This is a genomic window from Shewanella woodyi ATCC 51908 (genome assembly GCF_000019525.1).
In the GTDB taxonomy this organism is placed as follows: Bacteria; Pseudomonadota; Gammaproteobacteria; order Enterobacterales; family Shewanellaceae; genus Shewanella; species Shewanella woodyi.
Genome location: NC_010506.1, coordinates 5,363,206 through 5,387,857, shown reverse-complemented (window position 1 = coordinate 5,387,857; position 24,652 = coordinate 5,363,206). Strand labels below are relative to the sequence as shown.

The window sequence follows — 24,652 nt, the reverse complement described above, 5'->3', positions numbered from 1 at the left end:
GTATGAAAAAGCTTATCTGTCTTATCTTACTCATCCCCTCTCTTATCGCTTGCAGTCAAGGAAATAGCGTACCTGAACAGTTGGTTGCTCAATCAATTAGCGAGCATGGCCGCTGTCATCTGTGTGGCATGATGATCACTAAATACCCAGGACCTAAAGGGGCGTTGCAGCTTAAGAGTGCTGAGCTCTCACCTAAGTTCTGCTCAACGCGGGATATGTTCAATTTTGCCCTACAGCCAGAGAACAAACGTCAAATCAGTCACCTGATGGTGCACGATATGAGCGTTACTGAGTGGGAAGATCCACAGGACACGAGCTTTATTGATGCCACTAAGGCTTGGTATGTATACGGCACGAGCCGAAAAGCTGTGATGGGATCTGCAGTTGCTTCCTTTAGTACAAAAGAGAGCGCAGAAGCTTTTGCTGAAGAGTTTGGTGGCGCAGTGCTTCAATATGAGCAGATAACATTGGGCTTGTTAGCTGGAGAGTAAATATGAGGTATTTGGGGGGATGTTGTCTATTGCTGCTCTCATGCTTTATTCAAGCTGAGATTCTTTATATTGATAATCCCCAAACACTCAATGCTCAACTGCAAGGGGCACAACCTTATGATCAACTGATCTTAGCCCCTGGCATATATCGAGGCGCTCTTGTTATCGATAAGCCGCTCTCTATCTCCAATGATATGGAAGGGGAGGTCATTATCGATGCTGGTGGAGAGGGGAGTGCGATCACCATTACAGCCCCTGATGTTGTGGTGACGGGGTTGAGCATCCGCAACTGGGGCAATGATCATTATGAGAAAGATTCAGGTATTCGGCTACTTGAAGGCGCAGACAGAGCCGATATTAGTCACAATCGATTTCAGGGAGATGGCTTTGGGATCAGCGCTGACTCCTTAAGCCATATCACCATCGCTGGAAATACGATCACAGGCAATGGCGAACTCTACTTCTTAGATAGAGGTGATGGGATCTACCTGCTTAATGTTATCTCTCCATCGGTTTCAGGCAATCGTATCTCCAAGGTTCGTGATGGGATATATCTCGAAACGGGCAGTTTTAGTCGGGTGTTTGATAATCAGTTTTCAGATCTTCAATATGGCATCCACTATATGTATACCCACTCAGACGAGGCGTTTGGCAATGTCAGTCGCCATGTTGAGGGGGGTTATGCGCTGATGAGCTCTAAGTCTATTAACCTTCACCATAACCGGGTTTCCCACGCATTGGATTTTGGGGTACTGCTCAATATGACCAGTCTTTGCTTGATAGAGTCTAATGAGGCGGAGCTTGTGTCTAATCCCAGTGAAAAGGTGGAGCTGGGCCGTGAGGGCAAAGGCGTCTTTATCTATGGTGCTAGAGACAATTTAGTTTGGAATAACCAGTTTTCCCAAAATGATATCGGCATCTATATGGCGATGGGGGGCGAGGGCAACCGAGTATTTGAGAATCGATTTATCGATAACCAGTCTCAAGTTAAATATGTAGGAGATGCTCTGCTGGAGTGGAGTTATGGCGGCCGTGGCAACTATTGGAGTAGTTACCAGTCTTGGCCTAGGGCTGGTCTGCAGGTGGGGCAAGATGTTTATCGGCCTAATGATAATCTGGACCGTCTGTTTTGGCTCTACCCTGAAGCGAATTTTTTGATGGGAAGTCCGATAGTGATGTTACTTAAGTGGGCGCAACGTGAGTTCGATATTGTCGAAGACACCGGCATTATCGACAGCTTCCCGCTATCAACTCCTAGCGCCAGCTCAGGGTTTATTGATGAGTCAGATATGACTATTGTGGAGAGTGACTCCCTCTCTTTCGGTGGGATTTTTTATGGGAAATAGTGCTGTCAGTGTGAATGAGGTGAGCCATCACTTTGGTGATTTTAGCGCCTTGAGACAGGTAAGCTTTAGCGTTGAACAGGGGCAAACCATGGCCCTTCTGGGCCACAATGGGGCGGGTAAGTCGACCCTAATAAAGATAATTTTAGGCCTGATCACTCCTGAGTCGGGTGAAGTGTCGCTGATGGGGGCTGGGCAATGCTTATCATCTAGAGAGAGTCGTGTACGGCTGGGTTATCTGCCTGAGAACGTTAGTTTTTACGATAAGTTAACCGGCGAGGAGATCTTAACCTATTTTGCAGCGCTTAAAGGGGTTACTAAAGCCAAAGTGGCCACTCTTATTGAGGAGTTTGGCCTAGGTTACGCCAAAAATAGGCAGCTGAAAACTTACTCTAAAGGGATGAAGCAGCGCCTGGGTTTTGCTCAGGCTATTTTATCTGAGCCCGATATTCTTATGTTAGATGAACCGACGGTAGGTCTAGATCCCCAGGCATCACAATTTCTCTATGGCAAGATTGCCGAACTGAAAAAAACAGGCTGCGCTGTGATTGTCTGTACCCACGAGCTATCACTCATTGAGCCCCATATCGATATGGCAATGATCATGGCCAAAGGTGAGCGTTTAGCCTTGGGGGATCTGAATCAACTTAGGTTGCAAAGTGGGCTAAAGATTGAGCTCAAGTGTGACGGCTTGGCTCAAGTCGTTAAGCAGGAGCCAAGCTTGCTTAGCCTGTATCAAGATGATGCTCTGCATTTTGACGTTGAACAGCAGGAGCAGGTGGTGCGATGTTTAACCTCTCAATATGGCAAGTTTGATTTTTCGCTGAGCAAGCCTGGGCTTACCCAGATCTATCGTCACTTTATAGGTCATGATATGGACAGTCATATTGGCTCGGAGCTGACCACGAGAATAACGCCAAAAGAGTCAATATTGACTCGTCTTTCCAGTCAGTTTTTGAAAATGAGAAATGCATAACATGTTAGCTATGACTTCACTTAATTCACCTGTGTTTATTATCGCTGCCAAGGAGATTAAGGACAGCTTTCGAAACCGCTGGATAAGCTTTATTTCACTTATTTTTATTGTCTTATCCTTAAGCATTACATTTGCTGGTAGCGCAATAACTGGCACCTTGGCACTTCCCACGTTGCCAAACCTAATGACGAGTCTGTCGACCGTGTCTGTATTTATTATCCCCTTGGCGGCCATTTTGCTCAGTTATGACGCTTTTGTGGGAGAGGATGAAGCGGGAACTTTGCTGTTGCTGCTCTCCTATCCGCTGACACGATTTCAGATCATCTTAGGTAAGCTGCTAGGCCACGGTGTTGTCATGTTCGTGAGTATCTCTTTTGCTTTTGGCGGCACTGGCATATTGCTGTTGCTGTTGGGGGAGACTTATTCAGTCATGGAGACCTTACTGGTATTTATGCAATTCATCTTAAGTAGTTTCCTACTTGCACTTACTTTTATCTTGGTAGGGTATACGGTGAGCCTGCGCGCCACAGAGAAGGCCAGAGCAGTGGGCAGTTTACTCTTTATCTGGTTTCTGTTTGTGCTGCTTTATGACTTGCTTCTGTTGGCTGTGCTGGTGGCCGAGCTTAGCGTCATTAATCAAAGTGTGTTAAATCTGTTGATCGCTCTGAATCCTACGGATCTATACCGAGCAGTGAATGAGATGGCGATCGATTCGAGAGAGGGGTTATCACTGCTTAATGGAACCTCTTGGGCGTTAGAGGGGTTATATGCTTCTATGCTTGTGTGGATCTGTATATTGATGGCAGTATCTTATCAGCTGTTTAGACGCAAAAGCTTATAATATTGAATGTTAGCTAACCTAGTGATCTATTTGATTTTCTGGTATCTGTGTAGGCAAATAGGATCATCTGTTGGGGTTTTGCGAGAGTGAGCTCACGTATGTGAAAATAAGCATAATCTTGTGTGAAGATAAGTTTGATTTGCGCTAGTAATCACAGTATCTTTCGCTTGAAAATAACATTATTCGTATTAATAAGTATTTAACCCTCCTTCTGTATCAATGCTTGAGCATGGCTTGTGGAATCAAGGGGGGATAAAGAGGTGTAAGTTGTTAAAAGTTACTCCTTATTTGGAATTAGACTGTGAAGCTAACCAACTTGTCGATCGTGTGACTCGAACGACAATAGGGCTCACTTTTTCCGAATCTGCCATTCTCTCTCATCTGCTCACAACACCCGATGCAATATGTGATAAAGATGTGTTGCTGCAAGTGGGCTGGCCTGACCGTGTCGTTGCTGCTACCTCCCTAACCCAATGTGTCAGCACCCTTAGAAAGAAGCTTGAGCCCTACCCTGAGGTGCAACTTAAAACCGTTGCCAGAAGAGGGTATCAGTTACATATCTCGATAAAATCCCATGTGAAGATGTTGGCGGTTAATGATGCCGAGTCGATAAAAACGGCGCTGTTTGATGTGTCGTTAATCGTTAAGCTTGGTGGGATAGTGGTGTTGCTGGCACTGATCGCATGGGCTTGGCTTAGCAGTGATAGCTACAACGTGATGCAGGAGACAGGCAAGTGGCGTTCAGATAAACAGATCCCGTTGAACTTAGGCGGTACTAATGAGAATGCACAGCTTATCTACCCAGATGGGGAAGATAGGCTTCATCCCTCTATGTGGCAGAAACATATTGCGCCGGAAACTAATCAGATCACCAGCATTGATAACTTTAGTGCTTATGCATTTACCGATGGAGAGCATTACTCATTCGCCAGTTGCGAGACGGATAGAGATGGTCACTGTATTAGTGATCAGATGATCAATCTGGCGGCGATCGGATTAACGCCCGCTGGTTTAGACATGAAGGAGTTTATGAAGTTAAGCCGAGCGATGGAGAAGCGGATCCGTTATAACCGAGTACTGCTGCCAGCACATGTGGTATTTGAAGAGAAAGAGAAGATAAAGTCCGTTGAACCTGAGTTTATTGAGCATCATTATCACGGTGATATCTACTTCCCTGTGGCGAATGAGCTGTTGGTGCGCGCAGATCTGGGCATATCTCTGGTTTATGGAGAGGAGAATCGCGGAAAGTTTTACTCCTCAACCTGCATTACAGATGAGGATTGTTTAACTACGCCGATTAAATATCAGGTACGCGGTGAGTTTGAGCAGTATCAAGAGAAGATAGATAACCTAAATGTAGATGTCTTCTATGTGAAGGTTACTCAGAAAGATTTGATTAAACCAGATGTTGTCAGCGCATCGGCGATGCACTTTTACCGTGAGATAAGAAAGCACAATATTCGCGATGAAGAGCTATTTTACTACCGCATTCACAGCGACAACCAAACTTCTGTTTGGGTGGTCCCTCTGATGGGAAATATCATCGTCTGGACCAAATATGAGAAGGTTGAATTATAGTGTAGGTACGGCTGCGAGCTTTTAAAAAAGGGATGTTTATATGGAGGTGCTTGCGGCGGTTCGCAGAAATACCTACACATTCAGTGAGCCGCAGGCTGTAGACTAAAGAGAGGCTATGGTTACCCACTAATCATTAAATATAAAATAAGCCAAATAGACTAATTAAAAAGAGACCTCAAACTCACAAGTTTGAGGTCTCCTATAGACGGTGTTTATCTACTTGATAAATGCAAAGGCATCACCATAGAGGTGATCCTCTTCGACACCAATTGAGCGGAACACTTCACGTGCGGCGCCGACCATATCGAAACGACCTGCGATATAGATGTCGTATCCATTTAAGCTGACAAAATCAGCGCGGATCTGATCCAGTAGGTTGGCCTCTTTTCCTTTCCAATCATCACCAGCTTGCTCAATTACAGGGACAAATTGCATCCACGGGTGCGCATCATGCCACTGCCTTGCAATCTCTTCGTAGTACATGGCATCTTGATTGCGGCATCCCCAATAGAGGGTGGTAGGAATTTTCTGATCTAAGGCTATCTGGTGTTCGATAATACTCTTGATATAGGAGAAGCCTGTGCCTCCGGCGATCATCAAACGTGGTCGTTCACTCTCGTGGCGTAGGTGCGCTTCTCCGCCTGGGACTTCAACATCGATATAAGCACCATTTTGCATGCACTCCTTCATACGCTCTACAACCTGCATTGGGTAGCTTTCGCTAACCGCTGCACCTATGTGTAATTCGATATGTTCTGAGTCTGGAGCGGATGCGATAGAGAATGGACGCTTGTCCTTTTCTCCCATAACGACACAAAGATATTGGCCCGCTTTAAATTGGAAAGCGGTTTCAGGCTTAAGAATGATTTGGTAGACCGCATCATTAAATGGGGTCACTTTCTCTATCTGACAACGAATGGTGTTCATCTAACTTCCTTTATTTACCCCTCTTTGGAGGTTTAATAGCTATATTGGTAAAATTATAGGGTAGGGGCGTCATCTATGCCCAAGTCGGCCCAGATCTGGTCAACTTTATCTTTTACCGCTTGATCCATGACGATAGGTGTTCCCCATTCGCGATCGGTTTCACCTTCCCACTTATTGGTTGCATCCATGCCCATCTTAGAGCCGAGTCCTGCAACCGGAGAGGCGAAATCGAGGTAATCGATAGGTGTGTTCTCTATCATTACAGTATCACGTTTAGGATCCATGCGCGTGGTGATGGCCCAGATGACATCGTTCCAATCTCGGCAGTTCACATCCTCATCTACTACGACGATAAATTTAGTGTACATAAACTGACGCAGGAATGACCAAGCACCCATCATGACCCGTTTAGCATGACCCGGGTACTGTTTACGTATGGAGATCACGGCCATTCTGTAGGAGCAACCTTCAGGTGGCAGATAAAAGTCGATAATTTCTGGATACTGCTTACGTAAGATAGGCACGAACACTTCATTAAGTGCGACACCTAGCATAGCCGGCTCATCAGGTGGACGGCCTGTGTAGGTACTGTGGTAGATGGCATCTTTTCTGTGGGTAATATGGGTCACGGTAAAGACAGGGAATGAGTCAGTCTCATTATAGTAACCCGTGTGATCACCATAGGGACCCTCTTCTGCCATCTCATCAGGGTCAATATAACCTTCGAGAATGATCTCACTAGTGGCCGGTACCTCTAAATCGCAGCTTATCGCCTTGCAGACATCGGTGCGCTCACCGCGCAGAAGGCCTGCAAAAGCATACTCGCTCATGGAGTCTGGTACTGGAGTTACCGCGCCTAAAATGGTCACAGGATCTGAACCTAAGGCAACGACGACTGGGTAGCGTTCACCTGGGTGTTTCTCTTTAAAATCTTTAAAATCTAATGCACCACCACGGTGATCGAGCCAGCGCATTATCAGTTTGTCTCTCCCGAGAAGCTGCTGACGGTAGATCCCTAAGTTTTGGCGCTTTTGGCGAGGTCCCTTAGTGATGGTTAATCCCCAAGTCACTAGCGGGGCGACATCACCAGGCCAGCAGTGCTGAATGGGGAGTTTAGTGAGATCGACCTCCTCTCCCGTTTTGACTACTTGCTGGCAGGGCGGATTGCGGACTGTCTTAGGTGGCATGTTTAGGGCTTGCTTAAACATGGGGATCTTAGCGATCGCGTCTTTAAACCCTCTAGGTGGCTCAGGTTCTTTCAGAAAAGCCAATAGCTCACCGACCTCTCTTAGTGCGAGGGGGTCCTCTTTACCCAATGCCATAGCAACGCGTTTTGGCGTACCAAAAAGGTTAGCTAAAACAGGCATATCATTGCCTACAGGGTTTTCAAATAACAGGGCTGGCCCTTTAGCGCGTAACACGCGATCGGCGATCTCTGTCATTTCAAGATTAGGATCGACCGGATGGCTAATACGCTTTAGTTCACCTTGGCTTTCTAGGTGGTCTATAAAACTGCGTAAATCCTTAAAACTCATGTGGAAATAACCCTGCTTATAAATGTGATATTGCGCGCACTATAGCATTTTTAGTACACATGTTTAACTGCTTTAAATAGTCGATAAATAGATAAGTCAGAGGTAATACCAATCGGTATAAGAAAGTGATCTACTCAGAGTTTTTTTTGGCAAACTAATTCAAGGCGAATGAATGACAGAATGGTGATTCCCTTATGAGTTAATTCAACGCAGAAGTAGGCAGCCAAAAACACTCCTTACAGGCGAGTTTTAGCGCATCCGATGCGGTGTTAACGAGCTTAAACGTAGAACAACTATGTTCCTCACTCGTTGCAAACCACATGGATGTGGTGAATGTCATTAATGCAGGAGCATTTAATGACCTTGCCTCAGAAGCGCTAAACTCTCGCTGAGCGATCACATCTTTATACCGATTGGTATATAACTTCTTGCTGAAAATAGGAGTAATATGGATGTTGAGTTGCTATAGAGCTGTGTGAGGAGAATAGAGATGAGTAGATTATCTGGATTAGGGCAAGTTATTGTTTTCTCTGCTTTACTGACTCTTCCTAGCCTAAGCGTGCAGGCCAATGACCGTTTCAATTGGAGCAGCAATGTTTGGGTGCAACCCAGCTGGAGTAGTAGTTGGGGTAACCATTATCCAAATTACAGTAGCGGTTGGCGCTGGGGTTTGGGGGTAGGAACTGGCTCGCCTTATTGGAATAATCACAGTTATTATTGGAATAGACCTTGGTATCGGCCATATTGGCGTAATAACTGGGGTTATCCATATCGTTATCGTGATAACTATCGCAACACGTATACAAAGCCCGCAGTGCCTAAAGTTATTTCAGCTCCAGAGCAGGTCACCACCAGTGTTCAGTTCGCCTCAGGTTTAAAAAGCTTACCTGCTAATGCCCGTGCTATACAAAAAAATGGTCACACCATTTATCAATGGCAAGGGGTAGAGTATCAGTTTGACTGGGAGAGTGAGACCTACCGAGAGGTAAAGTAGCGCTGCTACTCCCCGTGGTTGAATAATGCCAAAGATCTGTGATTAAGCCTCAAGTGAATGCTGATGGGCTGAATATCTGTATCTCCCTTATTTTTATCGACTAACTAAAATACATAAAGCGCGATTCCCTTCCTATACTAGTAATAGCTATTTATTTCTCCTTCCGGCTTAAGCAGCCTTGAGCATATTTGAGTACTGAGTATGAGTGAATTAAAGAAATCGGAAATTCTGACTGAAAGTGGAACCAATGAACTTGAAATTATTGAGTTTCATCTACATAAGACATTAGCGGGAGGTGGGCATAAAGTCTGCCATTATGGGATCAATGTGGCCAAGGTTCGTGAGGTTATCAGAGTGCCTGATACGTCAGATTATCCAAATGCGCAATCCCATATGGTGGGGGTCTTCTCTCTGCGGGATAACCTTATTCCTTTAGTGGATCTTGCTGGATGGCTTGGGATCCCGACTCAAAACGATTTAGAGCACAAAGTTGTAATAGTGACCGATTTTAATCGAATGATTAATGGTTTCTTAATTGACAGTGTTCGCAGTATTCATCGTGTTTCATGGGAGCAGGTTGAGTCTCCCAGCCAATTTTTGGAAGCGGGGGAGCAGGACTGCGTTGTTGCAGTGGTTCGCCGTGAAGGACACCTTATCATGGTGCTGGATTTTGAAAAGATCATCGCTGATATCAATCCTGAACTGAGCATGGATAAATATGATGTGACCCTTGATAAGACTGTGGTGATTAATGACGAGATGCTAGCTAAGCGTGAGGCTAAAACCATACTGATCGTCGATGACTCAGCCTTTATTCGTAAGATGATAGAAAATACCCTTCGAACAGCAGGCTATAACATTATCACCGCCAAAGATGGTGGTGATGCGTTGGAGATGTTGGAGGAGTTTGAGCGACTCGCAGAGGAAGCTGGTGCCTCAGTCAGTGAGATGGTGAGTGGGATTATTTCGGATGTGGAGATGCCAAGAATGGATGGATTACATCTGCTTAAGCGTCTCAGAGACAAGCCGTCCTATAAGACTATGCCGATTGTTATGTTCTCATCACTGATGAGTGAAGATAACCGAGGAAAAGCGTTGGCCTTAGGAGCCAATGACACAATCACTAAGCCGGAAATTGGCCGCATGGTTACTATGGTCGATAGCTTTGTTCTTTAGCTCTTGAGTATTCAAGTAAGCATATAAATTAAACCTCACACCAAATATGACAGAGCTAACTTAATCCATTGAAGCATGCTATTGGCATGCTTTTCTATTTCTATACCCTGCTGATACTGCTGATACTGCTGATACTGCTGATACTGCTGATACTGCTGATACTGCTGATACTGCTGATACTGCTGATACTGCTGATACTGCTGATACTGCTGATACTGCTGATACTGCTGATACTGCTGATACTGCTGATACTGCTGATACTGCTGATACTGCTGATACTGCTGATATGAATATACCTAAGCTAAGCAATTATCCTATTCGGTTCTCTTTAACTGACGAATTGAAAGCCAGTGATGATGGAGTGGTTATCTGCTTTGTAAAGCCTACAGATTTGCTTATACTGATTGGTATTATTGCTCCAGAATAGAAAAAGGGTGTAGAGCTTTAAGCTCTACACCCTTGTTCATCCTTATAAATGCTAGCTGATCTTGAATTGGCTTACGCTTTTCGCCAGATCGTCGCCAAGAATAGATAACTCCTCTGCGCTGAGGCAGGTCTCTTCGGTTTGACCGTAGGTTGCCGCTGAGATCTCTGAGACTGCGTTGACATTCTGACTGACCTCATCAGACACGGTCGCTTGTTGTCCTGCTGCATCTGATATGTGGGCAATCGAGTTATTGATCTCATCCATAAACTCAGCTATTTGTCCAAGAGATTGCTCGGCAGATTGCACAAGCTCAGCGGTGGATTCTGCACTAGCACAACTCTCTGTCATGGCTTTAAAGGCACTTTCAGATCTCTGTTGTAGAGTCTGGATTATGGTTTGAATCTCTTCTGTTGATTCCTGGGTTCTTGATGCTAATGATCGAACCTCATCTGCAACGACCGCAAAACCTCGTCCCTGTTCACCAGCACGGGCCGCCTCAATCGCAGCATTCAATGCCAGTAGATTAGTCTGTTCTGCAATACTGCGTATAACATCAAGTACAGTACCTATCTGTTCACTGTCTTTACGAAGGTTCTCGATGATCCCCGATGAATCCGTTAACTGAGTTGAAAGAGCACTCATACTACTTACTGCATTTATGACGACTTCTCGGCCAGTACTGGCGGTACTCAAGGCGCTACTGGAGAGATCATTTGCTTGGTTAGCGCTACTACTTACTTCTGAGGCACTGGCTGACATCTCTGTCATAGCTGCGGCGGCTAACTGGGCTTGGGATTGTTGCTGGCTGACCTCATTTTGCGTCTCTTTAGCTTTAGTGGTTAATGCATCTGAGGCTGATTGCAGTTGCTCAGTGGAGTTACTCACTTCGATGACTGTTTTCTGTATCTTCTCAGCAAAGAGGTTAAAGCTAGATGCAAGTTGTGAGAGCTCATCTTGTCCTGCTACGGGAATACGCTTTGTGAGATCGCCTTCGCCTTGTGCAATATCGGCAAAGACTTTATTCATTGAATCTAAGCTAGAGATAATTGCTCTAGAGATAATATAGGCGATGGTTAATCCGAATATGATGGCAATTAAGGCGACTGTTAAGAGTAGTGTCGATGAAGTTTGCTGTGATTCATTAGCAGCGTCTGAGGCGGCGCTCATGGATTCAGCGATTGATGCTCTTAGTTCATCTAATTGATTGGCAACTTGAGGTCCAATAGTATCTAAAGTCTTGATACCTGCATTACGTGTACTGATATAAGTGGAGACGTTATTAGCAATGTTTGTATAACTAATAATGTCAGCTTTCGCCTCTGTTGCGTAGGTTCGGCGAGTCGGGTTTTGTAAACTCTCTAATAAGGTGTCGATCTGCTTAGTGGTGTCTGTTAGCTCTTGATTAAACCTGTCGACCTGACTTGGCTGGTTTTCAACAAGAAACTTAGATACATAAAGTCTACCTAGCAGCAGGCTACGAATGGCTGTTCCTGCAAGAAATGCAGCGTGGATATCACCATCGTCATTAGCCGATTGCATTATTTTAGTTAATCCGCGTTCAATCTCTGGGCCTCGGGCATTTAATGTTTCCGTGACCGCTTTATTTCGCTTTTGTTGATTACTAACGACGATATTATTAAAAGTGCTGACGTAGGTGTCTTTGTTACTTTTAATTTCATTCAACATGGCGACTCGTTGCGGATTTTGGATCTCCAAAAAAGCTTTATCCAGTGCCGCTTGCCAGTTTTTACTTTGAGTCTGGAACTGGGATACCCATTTATCGTCACCTGTTTTTACGTAGTTTTTCACCGTTAGCCTGAGCCTATAAAGGCTGCTTGTGATATCCGCAGCGAGTTCAGTATCCGGTGCAAGATCGAAAGTGATCTGGTGCATACGACTAGCTAAACCGTTGAGAGCACTAATTCCTATTACAGTTATAATAATGAGAATAAGTCCCAATACTATGGGCGCAATCGATAATTTTTTAGCGACTGAGATGCTGGATAAAAGTTGCATAATGGTCAAACTCTTTAGAGGCTTTAATTAGGTATAGCAAACTTTATTGCTTGGCGAAATGTTGACTTTAATTTAAACAAGATTATCTCAGTTGTTGCGCCTTTACTAATATATTATGCTACATTTTTGTGAAAACATATTTTTATATGGCTGGTTATGGTGGTATTCGGGGTTTTATTGGCTGGTTTGTTTGTTGTGGTGATTACACTTCAATTTAGAGAATAGCGCTAAATCATGATATTGACCTTTCCAGTAGCTGTGTTGTTTTAAAATCCCCTCTTTATCGAAGCCTAATTTTGTCAGAATAGCTTCAGATGCAAGGTTACCTTGCATGACATAAGCTTCAATGCGGTTAACAAAGTGCGGAGAGTGATTGCTGAAACAAAAGTCGACCACGGCTTGAATGGACTCTGTCGCAAAACCTTTTCCCCATGAGTCTTGGATAAACTCATAACCGATAACTGCAGTGTGGCGACTTAACTCAAATCGATTGATGCCACAGCCACCTATATATTTGCTACTTAACTTTTCACGCACGGCCCATCTGAGCATTTGACCATCTTTATACTTTTTAGCGTCTGAGTTAATTAATTCCATCGCTTGCTCAGGTTCATTAAACTGCTCTATATCGTAATAAATCAGTACCTGTGGATCACTAAATAGAGAAAATACAGAGCCTGTATCTGCTAATGTAGTTTCATTTAATATCAGTCTAGGGGTTTCTATCCTCGGAAAGCTAGCCACCATGGTCTTCTCTATATGTCTCATTCAGTTTTCCCCTTTAATAGGAGTTCATACCGATTAAGGGTAAATCCTTCCTCTTGGTATTGACCGATGTAATTCATGCCTAACTTTTTCAGTACCTTGATAGAGTCTAGATTTTCAACAACCACATCCCCGAGGACTCGGTCCAGCTTCATATGCTTTTTCGCATAATCGATACAAGCTAAATTTGATTCCGTGGCAAAGCCTTTGCCCCAGTAGTCAGGGTGAAAGCGATAGCCGATATCAACAGCGTTAATACGGGTTTCATTTTTGAAGCCGCAAAAGCCGATGACCTCATCGCTCTCTTTTAACACCACCGCCCAACGACCAAAGCCAAACTTCTGATACTCCACTAACCAGATATTGCGGATGATCTGCTCTGCATCTTTAATGTTCTCACACATTCCTGCATCACCAGTGAAGCGGTTGACCTCTTTAGGTGCATTAAAATGATAAACTGCGCTTGCATCATCGAGGTTAAATTCTCGTATGATAAGACGGTCTGTTTCAGTGATTACTCTACTCATCTATATGATCTCTTATTACTATCTGTATTGCTTTTTACTTTATATTGAGTGTTAAAATCAAAACAGATACAGTTGATAGCTATAAAACCCAATACAGATCGTCACGCTATGGCTGAGTTTAAATACCTAAAAATTGTTGATGAAGTTATTCGAGCTATTGAGCTGGGGATCTTTTCAGATAGAGCGGGCAGTAATAAGCTTGAGTCTGTAAGGCGTTACGCTAAAGAGAAGGGCGTAGGAGTTTCGACGGTGACTCAGGCTTATATGGAGCTTGAGAAGTTGGGGTGGATCTACTCTGAACCTAAGCGAGGCTATTTTGTGGTATCAAAAAAGTCAGCTAAACAGCCTGACTATGGCCACAGTATCAACCGAGTACATGCTCAACTGGAGCTGGCGAATGCCGTGCAATACTCCTTTAATGACCCAGACATTACTCCTCTCTCCTGTACTGCTCCAAGTACCGTTATCGATCAAGAACTTCTGTTAAACCGCTTGCATAAGCAAGTACTGAAACTGCGTCCCTATAAGCTCATGATGCAAGATCCCATCGAAGGACTCTCTGAGCTGAGGTATGAGATATGCCGCCATCTGCTTCGTTCTGGACAAGTGTTTTATCAAGATCAGTTACTGGTAACCAATGGACGCCAAGAGGGATTATTGCTGGCATTAACTGCCGCTAAAGCGGTTGGCAAACCTCTTGCCGTTGAGTCTCCGGCATCATTTTTTTTCCAGGCGATATTAAAGCAGTTTAATGCCGACGTGATTGAAGTGCCGATGCAGGAAGACTATGCAGATGAATTGGCATTATTAACCAAGGCCTATAAACAGCAGAGGTTTGATACGTATCTAGTCAATCCTAATTTTGCCGATCCTACTGGGCGAGTATTAAGTGTTGCTGATAAACAAGCCTTGATTAAGTGGGCTATTGAGCATGATGTGACTTTGATTGAGTATGATCGTGGTGAGCTCTACTTTGGCCGATCTCGTCCTGTGACGATTGCAAGTTTAGCCGCTGATGCTGACAATTGTAGGGTGATTAGCATTGCCGATTTTTATGACACCATCTCACCTTCAATCAGTTTAGGTTACCTGCTGTGCGTTAATACCTTTTCCCAGTGTCAGTTTGCTAAGCAAACTGTTGCTGAAGAGCCAAGCATTGCACTACAACATATGGTGGCGAATCTGCTCGCTAATGGCGAATATCAAACCTTGCTGGGTAAGCTCAGAGCCCAGATGAAGTTGAATCATCAGAAGACGAAAAGTTTGATATTACCAGTGTTAAACCCCTCTATTTATATCAGTGAGCCAACAGGCGGCCCCTGTATCTGGTTTAAGTTACCTGAGGGCTATTCTAGTGAGGTGTTATGGGAGAGAGTGATTAAGGATAAGTTGTCGATAGCTCCCGGTGCCATGTTTTCTTTTTCTGGGGCATTTGATAGCTATTTTCGGATCACCTTTGCTCTACCTTGGAACCATAAAATGGAGCTAGCTATGATACGCCTTGCTGAGATTATTAATGAGTATACCGAGGAAAAGTAAGAGATAAGTTCTTGTTAAGTAGAGGTTCAGCTATTACTGGTAGAATATACCGTATGCAGAACTTCATTGAGCTTTTCAAGATACAAGGGTGATTGATGATAAAATATATGATGCAAAAGACAGTAGTTTTAGTTTTTTCACTTATCTTTTCTACCACAGTGGCATTCGCATCAAGTCAAACGGCAGTGACAGCCAATTTAGTTAAGTCTGAGGTTGATGGTACTGTGCTTATATGTCAGTACCATACGATTAAAGAGACCCACTTTAGAGTGCTATTTAGCAATCAAACCTGTCCAGTTTCGATACAGGTTGGCCACTAAAAGCCGTTACTGTTTTGAACTGTCTGGATAGGCTTGATCTAATGCTTTAAATGAGCGTAGAAAAAGTCCTAAACCGCCTATGCTCAGCACTAAGATCACAATGAGATCGAAGGCACTCATATGGGTAAAGCGAAACTGGATTGAGCTGATGACGCCAAAGATTAAGGCCACTAGAGAGCCAAAGGTGAGTATCCAGCCAAGAATGTTTTTGTAGTTGTAAAACATGATTCCGACGCCAAAAATAAAGGGGATCATGATCATGCCGCTAGTGATATTAAATCCACCGAAATTTGAGACGTGGTAAAGGCGACTTCCCATGCCAAAAGAGCTAGTTACCTTGATGGCATTGAGCAGCATATAGAAGCCGCCGCACATCATGATTAGCCCGATAAAAAATTGACCTATACCGCCAGATGTTCCACCTGCACCATTCATATATCATCCTTTAATATTCTATGTTTTAGCGAACTTATGTTTGAGTTTGATTCTTGTCTAACTATAAGGCTTTACTGTTTAGCTTTTACCATTGAAGCTGGGTTAAGGGGTTATCATCTTCGGCTATGATGGTTTTGACTATCTGGTTCTCTTTATCTAGCAAGATAAACCTAGGTATTCCAGCGTTGGCAAATTTGGCGTAGATACTTCTGTCATTATCTGCGATAAGGGGAAAATTGAGCTCATACTCATCAGCAAACTTATCTAAAGTCTCGTTACTCTCTTCGCGGCCAATGCCAATAATATCTATGTTTGGATCTAGGTTAAGGTCTGAACTCTTTAATGCCTTCATTGCACGTTGGGAGTCGCTACACCAGGTCGCAAACAGTATCAGTAGCTTGGCATTGTGGGATTGAGTTAAATCTATTTTCTCCCCTTGTGTATCGATAAATTGAGTCACGGGAACCTGTTCACCGACTTTGACAAAGGTTTGATATTCGCTTGAGTTATGTTGAGTGAGTTTTGTGGGAGAGCTGGTACAACCGACCATAAGGAGAGTGATGAGTAATATATTGAGCGCCGAGATCCATTTCATTGGAGTTCCATTGTGTTGAAAATCGCTAAACAAAGTGGATATAAACTATCAAAGAAGACCTTGTATGTATAATGAATAGTAAGGGTGTAAAGCTATTTTACCGTAGCCATATCAATATAAGGCAATCTAGATTGACAGCTTTTAGGGGACACTCTATCTTAGGCGATTACTTCGATTGTCTGGGGAACTTCGTTGCATGCTTCAATGTTTCCGGGCGCCATTAATGCGATCTGACAGGGCGGTTTACGTGCTATTTACTAATTTAATGACAAGTTATCTACAGCCACAGTGGCGTAGATAAAGGTAAATTTAAGTCATACCTAAAATCACACCATTGTGGCTATGTTGTTTTCAACAAGAGCTAGATCGTCGGCTTCGAATTCTCACTCCAATTTTGGAACCCTTAGATGAATAAAAGTAAAACTTTTGGCAGCATGCTTATTATTGCTGGCACTACAATTGGTGCGGGCATGTTAGCACTCCCTTTAGCCTCGTCAGGATTAGGTTTTGGCACCGCAAGTGTGATCATGTTGCTTATCTGGTCTTTGATGGCTTACACAGCGTTATTGATGGTTGAAGTTCATCAGTTTGCCCCGGTTGATGCAACCTTACATACCTTGGCCTATAAACTGTTGGGGCGTAAGGGACAGCTTGTTGCTAGTTTCTCCATGATGTTTCTGTTTTATGCTCTTTGTGCTGCATATATCGCAGGTGGTGGAGAGCAGATTCATAGTAAGTTAACCGGTTGGTTTGCGCTGGACTTACCTATGCAGGCTGGCGCAATACTCTTTACGTTACTGATAGGTACTGTAGTTGCAATTGGAACACACTCGGTTGATTTCATAAATCGGAGCTTGTTCTCTTTAAAGCTTGTCGCGTTAGTTGTGATGTTGTTTCTCCTGTTACCCCATGTATCGGTCAATAACTTAGTTGAACTGCCTGTACACCAAGGGCTAGTTTTGGCTTCACTGCCTGTTATCTTTACCTCTTTTGGTTTTCACGGCTCCATCCCCTCAATAGTGCGTTACTTAGGTAAAGATACTAAGGCGTTGAGATGGATCATTGTTGTTGGCTCGGCTCTGCCACTGCTTATTTACTTGTTATGGCTGGTGGCGAGTCAAGGCGTGTTAACCCAGAGCACACTAATGAATAGCCAGAGCCTTAATGGATTTATTAGCTCGCTTAGTAGTTTACTTCATGATCCTATGATAGCTAATGCGGTCTCTATTTTTGCCGACCTTGCCTTAGCAACTTCATTTCTTGGGGTAAGTTTGGGGCTGTATGATTTTCTGTCTGATCTTCTAAAACGCAGTAAGACGGCAACTCATAGGGTTCAGATTGCTGGGGTTACCTTTTTACCACCACTGGGTTTTGCACTGTTTTATCCTCAGGGCTTTATTACTGCATTAGGCTATGCAGCATTTGCTTTGGTGGTGTTAGCCATCTTTCTGCCTGTTGCTATGGTCGCTTCTCAGCGTAAACAGCAAGAGCTTGAAGGCTATAGAGTAAAGGGTGGTAAAGCGGGGTTGATTATTGTCACCTTGGCTGGCGTGTTGATCATGTTAGTCCAGTTACTGCAGATGGTTAATCTGTTACCCGCCGTAGGCTAATTATTTGCCCGATTGAAAGTACTGCTTTTAGGCATGATATGACTAAAAAACGTTCCCTTAAGCATTTTATTGCATTAATGGACTGTTTTTTAGACATTTGAATCAAGTTGGGCTTTACATTGACCTCAACAATCCCTATTATCAGCGGCGTTCGGAGGGATGGCAGAGTGGTCGAATGCACCGGTCTTGAAAACCGGCATGGGTTTATAGCCCATCTAGGGTTCAAATCCCTATCCCTCCGCCATATTCAGATGAAGCCCCAAGTAGAAATACTTGGGGCTTTTTCGTATGGAAAATAAATGGAGTTGAACCCTAGGGTTCCTATTGTTTAAAGCCCGCGTTTTTTCCAAAATGAGGCTATTTTCTCATTCTCATGTTTGAGCAAGTTAGTATCTGAGTGAGGTAACTCATCTGGAAGGTGAACCTTAAAGGTTTTTTCGGCGATAACCTTTCCTTTTAACTCTAAAGTCATGCGCCACTTGCCAGTTTTATTCTGTATTGGTGCCCAGATAGTATCTCCGATATAAAACTTCCAATCATTGCTCTCTACGTAGAGTTCACCATCGAAGGGAGGGCGTATTTCTCCATCATCATCTGGAATGTCGGGGTGATAGATGCAGTATCTGAGCTTTTGATTTTTTGCTTTTTTAATCTGCGCGATAAAACCAAACTCTATATCTACCTCTGCTGGCACGTGCACAGTGGCTTTTGTTAAGCGGGGCAAACTATCACTCTGTTCATTCCACTTCGTGAAGATGCCGCTATAGATAATGTTGACGTCGAATTTGAGTTTAGACATGATTTTTCTTAAGTCTGTGCGCGTTGAAAGTGTTATTTTAGCAGGATTGTGGCTGTAATTTTTATTGGAAGAGAGCTGATATGTCAAAAAAGACGGTAAAGTTTGAATATGAAAAAGAGACAAAAAATAGTGTTCGTTATCAAGAGGTCTCTGAGCCAGGTCAGGCACCAATTATGGGGACAATTTATGTTCAGAAGTGGTTTGCTGGTGATAGTAAGGTGTTGGAGCTGACATTAGAGAAGAAGGATTAATACCGGATTGTATCCGCTATTTAAATGCCACTGCGTGGCAACGAGAAAAGTTAGGCTATGAGGCTATGAGGCTAACAGGTTTCAGCTTCCTGCTTTCTCGAAGCCTACGTAGTCGGCGCTCTGCTTTATGTGTGGTACTTAACTGCCATATCGATAAGAGGCTCGCGGCTAGCTTTAGCTGCGCGTAGTCTGGCAAGGTAGTTCTCCCATAGATCTGCTTGATTAGTGGCGAGATCATAGAGTACTTTCCATGAAAATAGCCCTGTATCGTGACCATCATCGAAAACGATCTTAACGGCATAATTACCTACTGGGGTTAATGCTTTTATGTTGACGTTTTTCTTATGGGTCACCAATACAGGGTTACCATGGCCATGAACTTCTGCGGAAGGTGAGTAGACTCGTAGCATTTCACAGCTGATTTGATGTGTATCGCCACTGTCGAAGGTGATCTCGAGTATGCGGGATTTACGTTTGAGTTTTAGGTTTGTCACCAGAGGTGAAGCCGGATCGGTTGTCATAGTGGTTACCAAAAGTCGCTAAAAATAAAATGCCGAGCTCTATTATATCAATCAATACCAATCGGTATAAGAAAGTGATCTACTCAGAATTTTTTTGGCAAGCTAATTCAAGGCGAATGAATGACACAATGGTTTTTCCCTTGTGAGTTCATTCAACGCAGAAGTAGGCAGCCAAAAACACTCCTTACAGGCGAGTCTTAGCGCATCCGATGCAGTGTTAACGAGCTTAAACGTAGAATAACTATGTTCCTCACTCGTTGCCTTGCCTCAGAAGCGCTAAACTCTCGCTGAGCGATCACATCTTTATACCGATTGGTATTAGCCCGGCATTGTCTTAGTGATCCATCTTTATCGCTAAATTATAGAATAAAGCGGCTTAGATCTTCATCTTGTACCAAGTTATCTAAATGATCACTAACGTATTTAGCATCGATAACGATAGTGCTACCTGATTTATCTGATGCCTCGTAAGAGAGCTCCTCAGTTAGCTTTTCCATTACCGTGTGTAGACGACGTGCACCGATATTTTCAGTGCGCTCATTCACCTGCCATGCCGCTTGAGCGATACTTTCGATACCATCTTCGGTGAACTCAATCTTTACACCTTCAGTGCCCATTAGTGCGATCTGTTGCTCGGTAAGTGATGCATGTGGCTCAGTTAAGATACGTTTAAAGTCATCGGCACTTAATGCATCGAGCTCCACACGAATAGGGAGTCGACCTTGTAGCTCAGGGATCAGATCCGAAGGCTTTGACATCTGGAACGCACCAGAAGCGATAAATAGGATATGGTCTGTTTTCACCATGCCGTGTTTGGTATTTACGGTACAACCTTCAACCAGTGGCAGTAGATCTCGTTGAACGCCTTCACGTGATACATCTGGACCTGAAGCTTCGCCTCGTTTACAGATCTTATCGATCTCATCTAAGAAGACAATACCATGCTGTTCAACCAGTTCGATAGCCTGCTCTTTTAGATCGTCTTGATTGACGAGCTTAGCCGCTTCCTCTTCAACCATCAGCTTGTAGGCTTCTTTGATTGGCATCTTGCGACGTTTGCTGGCACCAAGCCCCATATTTTGGAACATGCTTTGAAGTTGATTGGTCATCTCCTCCATGCCAGGTGGAGACATGATCTCAATACCTACCTGAGGTGCAGAGACATCTATTTCGATCTCTTTGTCATCTAACTGGCCTTCACGTAGCTTCTTGCGAAAGACTTGGCGAGTTGCAGAGTCATCAGGCTTTTCATTATCCCAATCCTCTTTTGCTTTTGGAAGCAGAGCATCAAGAATGCGCTCTTCAGCAGCTTCTTCAGCTCTGAATTTGCATTTCTTCATCTGCTCTTCACGAGTCAGTTTGATGGCCGAATCAGTAAGATCACGAATGATCTGTTCAACCTCTTTACCGACATAACCCACTTCGGTGAATTTAGTCGCTTCAACCTTGATAAAAGGCGCTCTGGCAAGCTTAGCTAAGCGACGGGCAATCTCAGTTTTACCAACACCAGTTGGGCCAATCATGAGGATATTTTTTGGAGTGACTTCCTGACGGAAATCTGCGTCTAGTTGCATACGGCGCCAGCGATTTCGCAGGGCGATAGCAACTGAGCGTTTTGCATTGTGCTGGCCAATAATGTGACTGTCTAACTCATGGACAATCTCACGTGGGGTCATTTCAGACATATTCTTTCCTCATGCATTTGCATCAGTTTTCAGCTTAAGCTTAGTCTAGGCTTATGCTTAATAATTTAATTCTTCGATGGTTTTGAACTGGTTGGTGAACACGCAGATATCACCAGCAATAGTTAGCGATTTTTCAGCTATCTCTAAGGCCGTTAGTTCAGTATTTTCAAGTAGAGCCGTTGCAGCAGATTGGGCAAAGTTGCCACCAGATCCGATAGCGATAAGGTCGTTTTCGGGCTGAACAACATCACCGTTACCTGTAATGATTAATGAGCAGGTGTCATCGGCAACAGCCAGTAGTGCTTCTAACTTGCGAAGCATCTTGTCGCTACGCCAATCTTTCGCCATCTCAACAGCGGCTTTCATCAAGTGTCCTTGATGCATCTCTAATTTGGCTTCGAAGCGTTCAAACAGGGTGAAGGCATCGGCGGTGCCGCCGGCAAAACCAGCTAAGACTTTATTATGATAAAGGCGGCGAACTTTTTTTGCGTTACCTTTCATCACTGTGTTACCAAGTGAAACTTGGCCATCTCCAGCGATAACGACCTGATTGTTACGGCGAACTGATACGATTGTGGTCACGAATGAATCCTCTTCTCAAACTGACGATTAAAGCTCGTCAGTGGGTGATATTAGATATATGGGGGAGGAATGTGAAATATCAAGGATAAAAGAGGTAGAAAAGGGAAATCGGAGATGGGATTAATGGATGGCTATCTAAGTCGTTTAGATAGCCACCACTGATAAATTATTTACTATTGATAATTATTTTAACCTTCCCAGAATAGGATGATGCAGCCATTTATGCCGGCTCTTTGTAGAGTATGACGCTTTCTCTCTACTTCACGTTTTCTATCGAATGGGCCGAGACTCACCTTATACCAGTCGCCTGTGGTGCCTTTTACTTTTCTGATATTGGCCGTTAACCCCTGAAAAGCGATGACAGCTTTCATCTCTTCTGCCTGAGACTGAGTTCTAAATGAACCACACTGCATCTGATAAGGACGAGCTGGTTTGGCTTTTTCAGCATCTGGAATATCGACTTCAACTTTTTTGTTTTCAAGAGCCTGCTGATAGGTCCACTCCTCTTTAGGTTTAGGAGGGAGATCGTTGGGATCTTTTTTGACAACCGTCTTTTTAGGTTGCTCAACCACGACAGCTTGAGGAGTATCAGCACTGTTGTTGATACTCCATAAAAAGTAGCCGAATCCACCTAAGAGAGATAGTGTGACAAGCAGTAAAAGCAGAGGAAAGCGCCTAGGTGCAGGTGCCTTGCCTTTTCTACGTGTGGACTTGGCTCTGCCTTTAGCTGGTTTTCTATTGGCGTAGTCGCGATTACTCATTAAATTGTTATACCGTCTTTTGGTCCATGCTTGAAAGCTTTGTTACGCGAACTTAGATACCTAGCACTTTTAACACGCTAGGTATCGACAAGGTTATTCGCTAAATTACATACGCTCTAAGGTTTCGATTCCGAGAAGTCCAAGACCTTGTTTAAGCGTCTTAGCTGTGAGTTTCGCGAGTAGTAGGCGGCTCTTCTTTTGCTCCTCAGTATCGGCGGCAAGCACTGGGCAAGCCTCGTAGAAGCTTGAGAATGCGCCTGCAAGCTCGAAAAGGTAACCACACAATGCATGGGGCTGACCTTTAGAGACCATACGTGTGAGCACTTCATTAAATTGAGCAAGCTTAGTGCCGAGCTCCTTCTCTTTCTCATGCTCTAGTTGAATTTTAGCATCGCTTAAGTCAACGTCGGTTGCACGCTTAAAGATACCTGCAACACGGGTGTAGGCATAAAGGAGGTAAGGAGCTGTATTGCCTTCGAAACTGAGCATCTGCTCGAAACTGAAGATATAGTCGCTAGCACGGTTTTTAGACAGATCTGCATATTTTACTGAGCTTATGCCAACCACTTTCGCGATTTTAGCTAGTTCAGCTTCATCCATATCTGGATTCTTGCTGCGTACAAGCTCTAGCGCACGAGTGTCTGCTTCAGATAGAAGGTCGACCAGTTTAACTACGCCACCTGAGCGAGTTTTAAATGGACGGCCATCGTCACCATTCATGGTACCAAAGCCCATATGCTCTAGGCTGATATTGTCGTCAACAAAGTTTGCTTTACGAGCAAGTTTAAATACTTGCTGGAAGTGCAGCGCTTGGCGAAGATCAACAAAGTAGAGAGCACGGTCGGCTTTTAATACATTGGCACGGTAGCGCATTGCAGCCATATCACTGGTTGCATATAGGTAACCGCCGTCAGCTTTTTGAATAATGACAGGAAGCGGCTCACCTTCTTTGTTTTTGAATTCATCCTGAAACACCACTTTAGCGCCATTACTCTCAGATAACAGGCCTTGTGAATCAAGATCGCGAACCACTTGGGCAAGATCGTCATTATAAGCGCTCTCACCACGTACATCTGCGCGGGTTAGGCTAACACCTAGACGCTCGTAAACTTCATGGCAGTGACTAAGAGATATGTCGTTAAATTCACGCCATAGTTTGTTGCAGTACTCATCGCCAGATTGAAGTGCGACGACTAGCTTACGGGCACGGGTTGCAAACTCTTCAGACTCATCGAAGCGAACTTTTGCTGCGCGGTAGAAGGTTTCAAGGTCCGACAGTTCCATCTGAGCTTGCTCACCACTTTGTGCGCGAAGCTCCTCCATGTAGGCCAGTAGCATACCGAATTGGGTACCCCAATCACCTACGTGGTTTTGGCGGATCACCTTGTGGCCCATAAATTCTAGGGCACGAACGACGCTGTCACCGATAATCGTTGAACGTAGGTGGCCTACGTGCATCTCTTTGGCTAGGTTAGGTGAAGAGTAATCAACGACGACTGTTTGCGCTTGGGGGAGTGCGATACCTAAACGGTCATCATTGAGCGCCGTCATCAGCTGGTTTGCCAGTGCGCTGTCATCGATGAAGAAGTTGATAAATCCAGGCCCTGCGATCTCAACTTTTGATACTTGTGCATCTTCAGGCAAGCTATCTATGATGAGCTGAGCTATCTCTCTCGGATTCTTGCGTGCAATCTTAGTCAGCATCATGGCCAAGTTCGTTGCGAAATCACCATGGGTTTTATCTTTTGTTCGGTCGACCTGAATGCGAGCCTCAAAATCAGTAGGGATAACCTCTTGTTGTTTAAGGACGTCTAGGGCTTGGGCGAGCAAAGATTCTATATGTGATTTCATTGGCGTTTATTGACACTTACTAATGATGAAAAAGAGTTTAGGATAACCGCACATTTTAGCCGCTTGTTATGGCTAATTGCTATCATCAAAACCACATTTATTGCAGT

At 44.1% G+C, this 24,652-nt stretch carries 25 protein-coding genes and 1 tRNA gene; 13 read left to right on the top strand and 13 right to left on the bottom strand.

Annotated features, from left to right (window positions below):
• Positions 1 to 2 precede the first annotated feature (2 nt).
• The 5 genes from SWOO_RS22795 to SWOO_RS22775 all read left to right on the top strand — a co-directional run bounded on the left by SWOO_RS22795 (position 3) and on the right by SWOO_RS22775 (position 5,229).
• Entirely contained in the window at positions 3 to 491 is a 489-nt protein-coding gene (locus SWOO_RS22795; protein ID WP_012327028.1) for a nitrous oxide reductase accessory protein NosL, read from the top strand.
• Between the two features lie 2 nt (positions 492 to 493).
• Positions 494 to 1,837 carry a nitrous oxide reductase family maturation protein NosD gene (nosD, locus tag SWOO_RS22790; RefSeq protein WP_012327027.1) on the top strand — a complete coding sequence of 448 codons (1,344 nt, stop codon included), beginning with the start codon at positions 494 to 496 and terminating at the stop codon, positions 1,835 to 1,837.
• Positions 1,827 to 2,810 carry an ABC transporter ATP-binding protein gene (locus tag SWOO_RS22785; RefSeq protein ID WP_012327026.1) on the top strand — a complete coding sequence of 328 codons (984 nt, stop codon included), beginning with the start codon at positions 1,827 to 1,829 and terminating at the stop codon, positions 2,808 to 2,810. The genes nosD and SWOO_RS22785 overlap by 11 nt, the downstream gene beginning before the upstream one ends.
• Positions 2,803 to 3,651 carry an ABC transporter permease gene (locus SWOO_RS22780; RefSeq protein ID WP_012327025.1) on the top strand — a complete coding sequence of 283 codons (849 nt, stop codon included), beginning with the start codon at positions 2,803 to 2,805 and terminating at the stop codon, positions 3,649 to 3,651. Before SWOO_RS22785 ends, SWOO_RS22780 begins: the two co-directional genes overlap by 8 nt.
• Positions 3,652 to 3,918: 267 nt before the next feature.
• Positions 3,919 to 5,229 (top strand): winged helix-turn-helix domain-containing protein, encoded by a 1,311-nt coding sequence (locus SWOO_RS22775; RefSeq protein WP_012327024.1) that lies wholly within the window; start codon positions 3,919 to 3,921, stop codon positions 5,227 to 5,229.
• 216 nt (positions 5,230 to 5,445) lie between these two features.
• Here the strand turns inward: SWOO_RS22775 and fre are convergent, their stop codons facing one another.
• A complete protein-coding gene (gene fre / locus SWOO_RS22770; RefSeq protein ID WP_012327023.1) occupies positions 5,446 to 6,156 on the bottom strand; it encodes an NAD(P)H-flavin reductase in 711 nt (236 codons plus the stop codon).
• Positions 6,157 to 6,209: 53 nt separating this feature from the next.
• Positions 6,210 to 7,691, bottom strand: a complete 1,482-nt coding sequence (gene ubiD, locus SWOO_RS22765; protein ID WP_012327022.1) for a 4-hydroxy-3-polyprenylbenzoate decarboxylase — start codon at positions 7,689 to 7,691, stop codon at positions 6,210 to 6,212.
• A 490-nt stretch (positions 7,692 to 8,181) separates the two neighbouring features.
• Here ubiD and SWOO_RS22760 point away from each other — a divergent pair, with 490 nt between their 5' ends.
• From SWOO_RS22760 to SWOO_RS22750, 3 genes are all read left to right on the top strand, one after another.
• Entirely contained in the window at positions 8,182 to 8,685 is a 504-nt protein-coding gene (locus SWOO_RS22760) for a hypothetical protein (RefSeq protein ID WP_012327021.1), read from the top strand.
• A 201-nt stretch (positions 8,686 to 8,886) separates the two neighbouring features.
• Entirely contained in the window at positions 8,887 to 9,861 is a 975-nt protein-coding gene (locus tag SWOO_RS22755; RefSeq protein ID WP_012327020.1) for a chemotaxis protein, read from the top strand.
• 68 nt (positions 9,862 to 9,929) lie between these two features.
• The gene (locus tag SWOO_RS22750) at positions 9,930 to 10,151 is read left to right on the top strand and encodes a hypothetical protein (RefSeq protein ID WP_195742829.1); all 222 of its coding nucleotides are present in this window, start codon (positions 9,930 to 9,932) and stop codon (positions 10,149 to 10,151) included.
• Between the two features lie 188 nt (positions 10,152 to 10,339).
• Here SWOO_RS22750 and SWOO_RS22745 read toward each other — a convergent pair whose 3' ends face one another.
• From SWOO_RS22745 to SWOO_RS22735, 3 genes are all read right to left on the bottom strand, one after another.
• Positions 10,340 to 12,304: a methyl-accepting chemotaxis protein gene (locus tag SWOO_RS22745; protein WP_012327019.1), complete on the bottom strand. Its 1,965-nt coding sequence runs from the start codon at positions 12,302 to 12,304 to the stop codon at positions 10,340 to 10,342.
• Between the two features lie 174 nt (positions 12,305 to 12,478).
• A complete protein-coding gene (locus SWOO_RS22740) occupies positions 12,479 to 13,072 on the bottom strand; it encodes a GNAT family N-acetyltransferase (protein WP_012327018.1) in 594 nt (197 codons plus the stop codon).
• Positions 13,069 to 13,596: a GNAT family N-acetyltransferase gene (locus tag SWOO_RS22735; RefSeq protein WP_012327017.1), complete on the bottom strand. Its 528-nt coding sequence runs from the start codon at positions 13,594 to 13,596 to the stop codon at positions 13,069 to 13,071. The genes SWOO_RS22740 and SWOO_RS22735 overlap by 4 nt, the downstream gene beginning before the upstream one ends.
• 72 nt (positions 13,597 to 13,668) lie before the next feature.
• Here SWOO_RS22735 and SWOO_RS22730 point away from each other — a divergent pair, with 72 nt between their 5' ends.
• Positions 13,669 to 15,135 carry an aminotransferase-like domain-containing protein gene (locus tag SWOO_RS22730; protein ID WP_229377264.1) on the top strand — a complete coding sequence of 489 codons (1,467 nt, stop codon included), beginning with the start codon at positions 13,669 to 13,671 and terminating at the stop codon, positions 15,133 to 15,135.
• Between the two features lie 95 nt (positions 15,136 to 15,230).
• Positions 15,231 to 15,455, top strand: coding sequence for a hypothetical protein (locus tag SWOO_RS22725; protein WP_012327015.1), 225 nt, complete (start codon positions 15,231 to 15,233; stop codon positions 15,453 to 15,455).
• A gap of 6 nt (positions 15,456 to 15,461) precedes the next feature.
• On the opposite strand, the gene SWOO_RS22720 is transcribed toward SWOO_RS22725, so the two are convergent.
• Both SWOO_RS22720 and SWOO_RS22715 read right to left on the bottom strand, forming a co-directional pair.
• Complete coding sequence (locus SWOO_RS22720) at positions 15,462 to 15,890, bottom strand: hypothetical protein (protein WP_012327014.1); 429 nt, start codon at positions 15,888 to 15,890, stop codon at positions 15,462 to 15,464.
• Between the two features lie 85 nt (positions 15,891 to 15,975).
• The gene (locus SWOO_RS22715) at positions 15,976 to 16,485 is read right to left on the bottom strand and encodes a TlpA family protein disulfide reductase (RefSeq protein ID WP_012327013.1); all 510 of its coding nucleotides are present in this window, start codon (positions 16,483 to 16,485) and stop codon (positions 15,976 to 15,978) included.
• 407 nt (positions 16,486 to 16,892) lie between these two features.
• Between SWOO_RS22715 and tyrP the strand changes: the two genes are divergently transcribed.
• Both tyrP and SWOO_RS22705 read left to right on the top strand, forming a co-directional pair.
• The gene (tyrP, locus tag SWOO_RS22710) at positions 16,893 to 18,095 is read left to right on the top strand and encodes a tyrosine transporter TyrP (RefSeq protein WP_012327012.1); all 1,203 of its coding nucleotides are present in this window, start codon (positions 16,893 to 16,895) and stop codon (positions 18,093 to 18,095) included.
• A gap of 153 nt (positions 18,096 to 18,248) precedes the next feature.
• Positions 18,249 to 18,339, top strand: a tRNA-Ser gene (locus SWOO_RS22705).
• A gap of 84 nt (positions 18,340 to 18,423) precedes the next feature.
• Here SWOO_RS22705 and SWOO_RS22700 read toward each other — a convergent pair.
• Positions 18,424 to 18,894, bottom strand: coding sequence for a DUF3859 domain-containing protein (locus SWOO_RS22700; RefSeq protein ID WP_012327011.1), 471 nt, complete (start codon positions 18,892 to 18,894; stop codon positions 18,424 to 18,426).
• 80 nt (positions 18,895 to 18,974) lie between these two features.
• Here SWOO_RS22700 and SWOO_RS26155 point away from each other — a divergent pair, with 80 nt between their 5' ends.
• Positions 18,975 to 19,145: a hypothetical protein gene (locus SWOO_RS26155; protein ID WP_012327010.1), complete on the top strand. Its 171-nt coding sequence runs from the start codon at positions 18,975 to 18,977 to the stop codon at positions 19,143 to 19,145.
• A gap of 125 nt (positions 19,146 to 19,270) precedes the next feature.
• On the opposite strand, the gene SWOO_RS22695 is transcribed toward SWOO_RS26155, so the two are convergent.
• From SWOO_RS22695 to argS, 5 genes are all read right to left on the bottom strand, one after another.
• On the bottom strand, positions 19,271 to 19,666 hold the full coding sequence (locus SWOO_RS22695) for a gamma-butyrobetaine hydroxylase-like domain-containing protein (RefSeq protein WP_012327009.1): 396 nt from the start codon (positions 19,664 to 19,666) through the stop codon (positions 19,271 to 19,273).
• A gap of 359 nt (positions 19,667 to 20,025) precedes the next feature.
• Positions 20,026 to 21,351 (bottom strand): ATP-dependent protease ATPase subunit HslU, encoded by a 1,326-nt coding sequence (hslU, locus tag SWOO_RS22690; protein ID WP_012327008.1) that lies wholly within the window; start codon positions 21,349 to 21,351, stop codon positions 20,026 to 20,028.
• A 57-nt stretch (positions 21,352 to 21,408) separates the two neighbouring features.
• Complete coding sequence (hslV, locus tag SWOO_RS22685; RefSeq protein ID WP_012327007.1) at positions 21,409 to 21,933, bottom strand: ATP-dependent protease subunit HslV; 525 nt, start codon at positions 21,931 to 21,933, stop codon at positions 21,409 to 21,411.
• 188 nt (positions 21,934 to 22,121) lie between these two features.
• Positions 22,122 to 22,694 (bottom strand): SPOR domain-containing protein, encoded by a 573-nt coding sequence (locus tag SWOO_RS22680; RefSeq protein WP_012327006.1) that lies wholly within the window; start codon positions 22,692 to 22,694, stop codon positions 22,122 to 22,124.
• 105 nt (positions 22,695 to 22,799) lie between these two features.
• Entirely contained in the window at positions 22,800 to 24,545 is a 1,746-nt protein-coding gene (gene argS / locus SWOO_RS22675; RefSeq protein WP_012327005.1) for an arginine--tRNA ligase, read from the bottom strand.
• Positions 24,546 to 24,652: the final 107 nt, after the last annotated feature.

What these genes read in the sequence shown, in the direction of transcription:
- SWOO_RS22795 (WP_012327028.1), top strand. Translation starts at nt 3, where the DNA reads ATGAAAAAGCTTATCTGTCTTATCTTACTCATCCCCTCTCTTATCGCT.
- nosD (WP_012327027.1), top strand. Translation starts at nt 494, where the DNA reads ATGAGGTATTTGGGGGGATGTTGTCTATTGCTGCTCTCATGCTTTATT.
- SWOO_RS22785 (WP_012327026.1), top strand. Translation starts at nt 1,827, where the DNA reads ATGGGAAATAGTGCTGTCAGTGTGAATGAGGTGAGCCATCACTTTGGT.
- SWOO_RS22780 (WP_012327025.1), top strand. Translation starts at nt 2,803, where the DNA reads ATGCATAACATGTTAGCTATGACTTCACTTAATTCACCTGTGTTTATT.
- fre (WP_012327023.1), bottom strand. Translation starts at nt 6,156, where the DNA reads ATGAACACCATTCGTTGTCAGATAGAGAAAGTGACCCCATTTAATGAT.
- ubiD (WP_012327022.1), bottom strand. Translation starts at nt 7,691, where the DNA reads ATGAGTTTTAAGGATTTACGCAGTTTTATAGACCACCTAGAAAGCCAA.
- SWOO_RS22760 (WP_012327021.1), top strand. Translation starts at nt 8,182, where the DNA reads ATGAGTAGATTATCTGGATTAGGGCAAGTTATTGTTTTCTCTGCTTTA.
- SWOO_RS22755 (WP_012327020.1), top strand. Translation starts at nt 8,887, where the DNA reads ATGAGTGAATTAAAGAAATCGGAAATTCTGACTGAAAGTGGAACCAAT.
- SWOO_RS22745 (WP_012327019.1), bottom strand. Translation starts at nt 12,304, where the DNA reads ATGCAACTTTTATCCAGCATCTCAGTCGCTAAAAAATTATCGATTGCG.
- SWOO_RS22740 (WP_012327018.1), bottom strand. Translation starts at nt 13,072, where the DNA reads ATGAGACATATAGAGAAGACCATGGTGGCTAGCTTTCCGAGGATAGAA.
- SWOO_RS22735 (WP_012327017.1), bottom strand. Translation starts at nt 13,596, where the DNA reads ATGAGTAGAGTAATCACTGAAACAGACCGTCTTATCATACGAGAATTT.
- SWOO_RS22725 (WP_012327015.1), top strand. Translation starts at nt 15,231, where the DNA reads ATGATAAAATATATGATGCAAAAGACAGTAGTTTTAGTTTTTTCACTT.
- SWOO_RS22720 (WP_012327014.1), bottom strand. Translation starts at nt 15,890, where the DNA reads ATGAATGGTGCAGGTGGAACATCTGGCGGTATAGGTCAATTTTTTATC.
- SWOO_RS22715 (WP_012327013.1), bottom strand. Translation starts at nt 16,485, where the DNA reads ATGAAATGGATCTCGGCGCTCAATATATTACTCATCACTCTCCTTATG.
- tyrP (WP_012327012.1), top strand. Translation starts at nt 16,893, where the DNA reads ATGAATAAAAGTAAAACTTTTGGCAGCATGCTTATTATTGCTGGCACT.
- SWOO_RS22700 (WP_012327011.1), bottom strand. Translation starts at nt 18,894, where the DNA reads ATGTCTAAACTCAAATTCGACGTCAACATTATCTATAGCGGCATCTTC.
- SWOO_RS26155 (WP_012327010.1), top strand. Translation starts at nt 18,975, where the DNA reads ATGTCAAAAAAGACGGTAAAGTTTGAATATGAAAAAGAGACAAAAAAT.
- SWOO_RS22695 (WP_012327009.1), bottom strand. Translation starts at nt 19,666, where the DNA reads ATGACAACCGATCCGGCTTCACCTCTGGTGACAAACCTAAAACTCAAA.
- hslU (WP_012327008.1), bottom strand. Translation starts at nt 21,351, where the DNA reads ATGTCTGAAATGACCCCACGTGAGATTGTCCATGAGTTAGACAGTCAC.
- SWOO_RS22680 (WP_012327006.1), bottom strand. Translation starts at nt 22,694, where the DNA reads ATGAGTAATCGCGACTACGCCAATAGAAAACCAGCTAAAGGCAGAGCC.
- argS (WP_012327005.1), bottom strand. Translation starts at nt 24,545, where the DNA reads ATGAAATCACATATAGAATCTTTGCTCGCCCAAGCCCTAGACGTCCTT.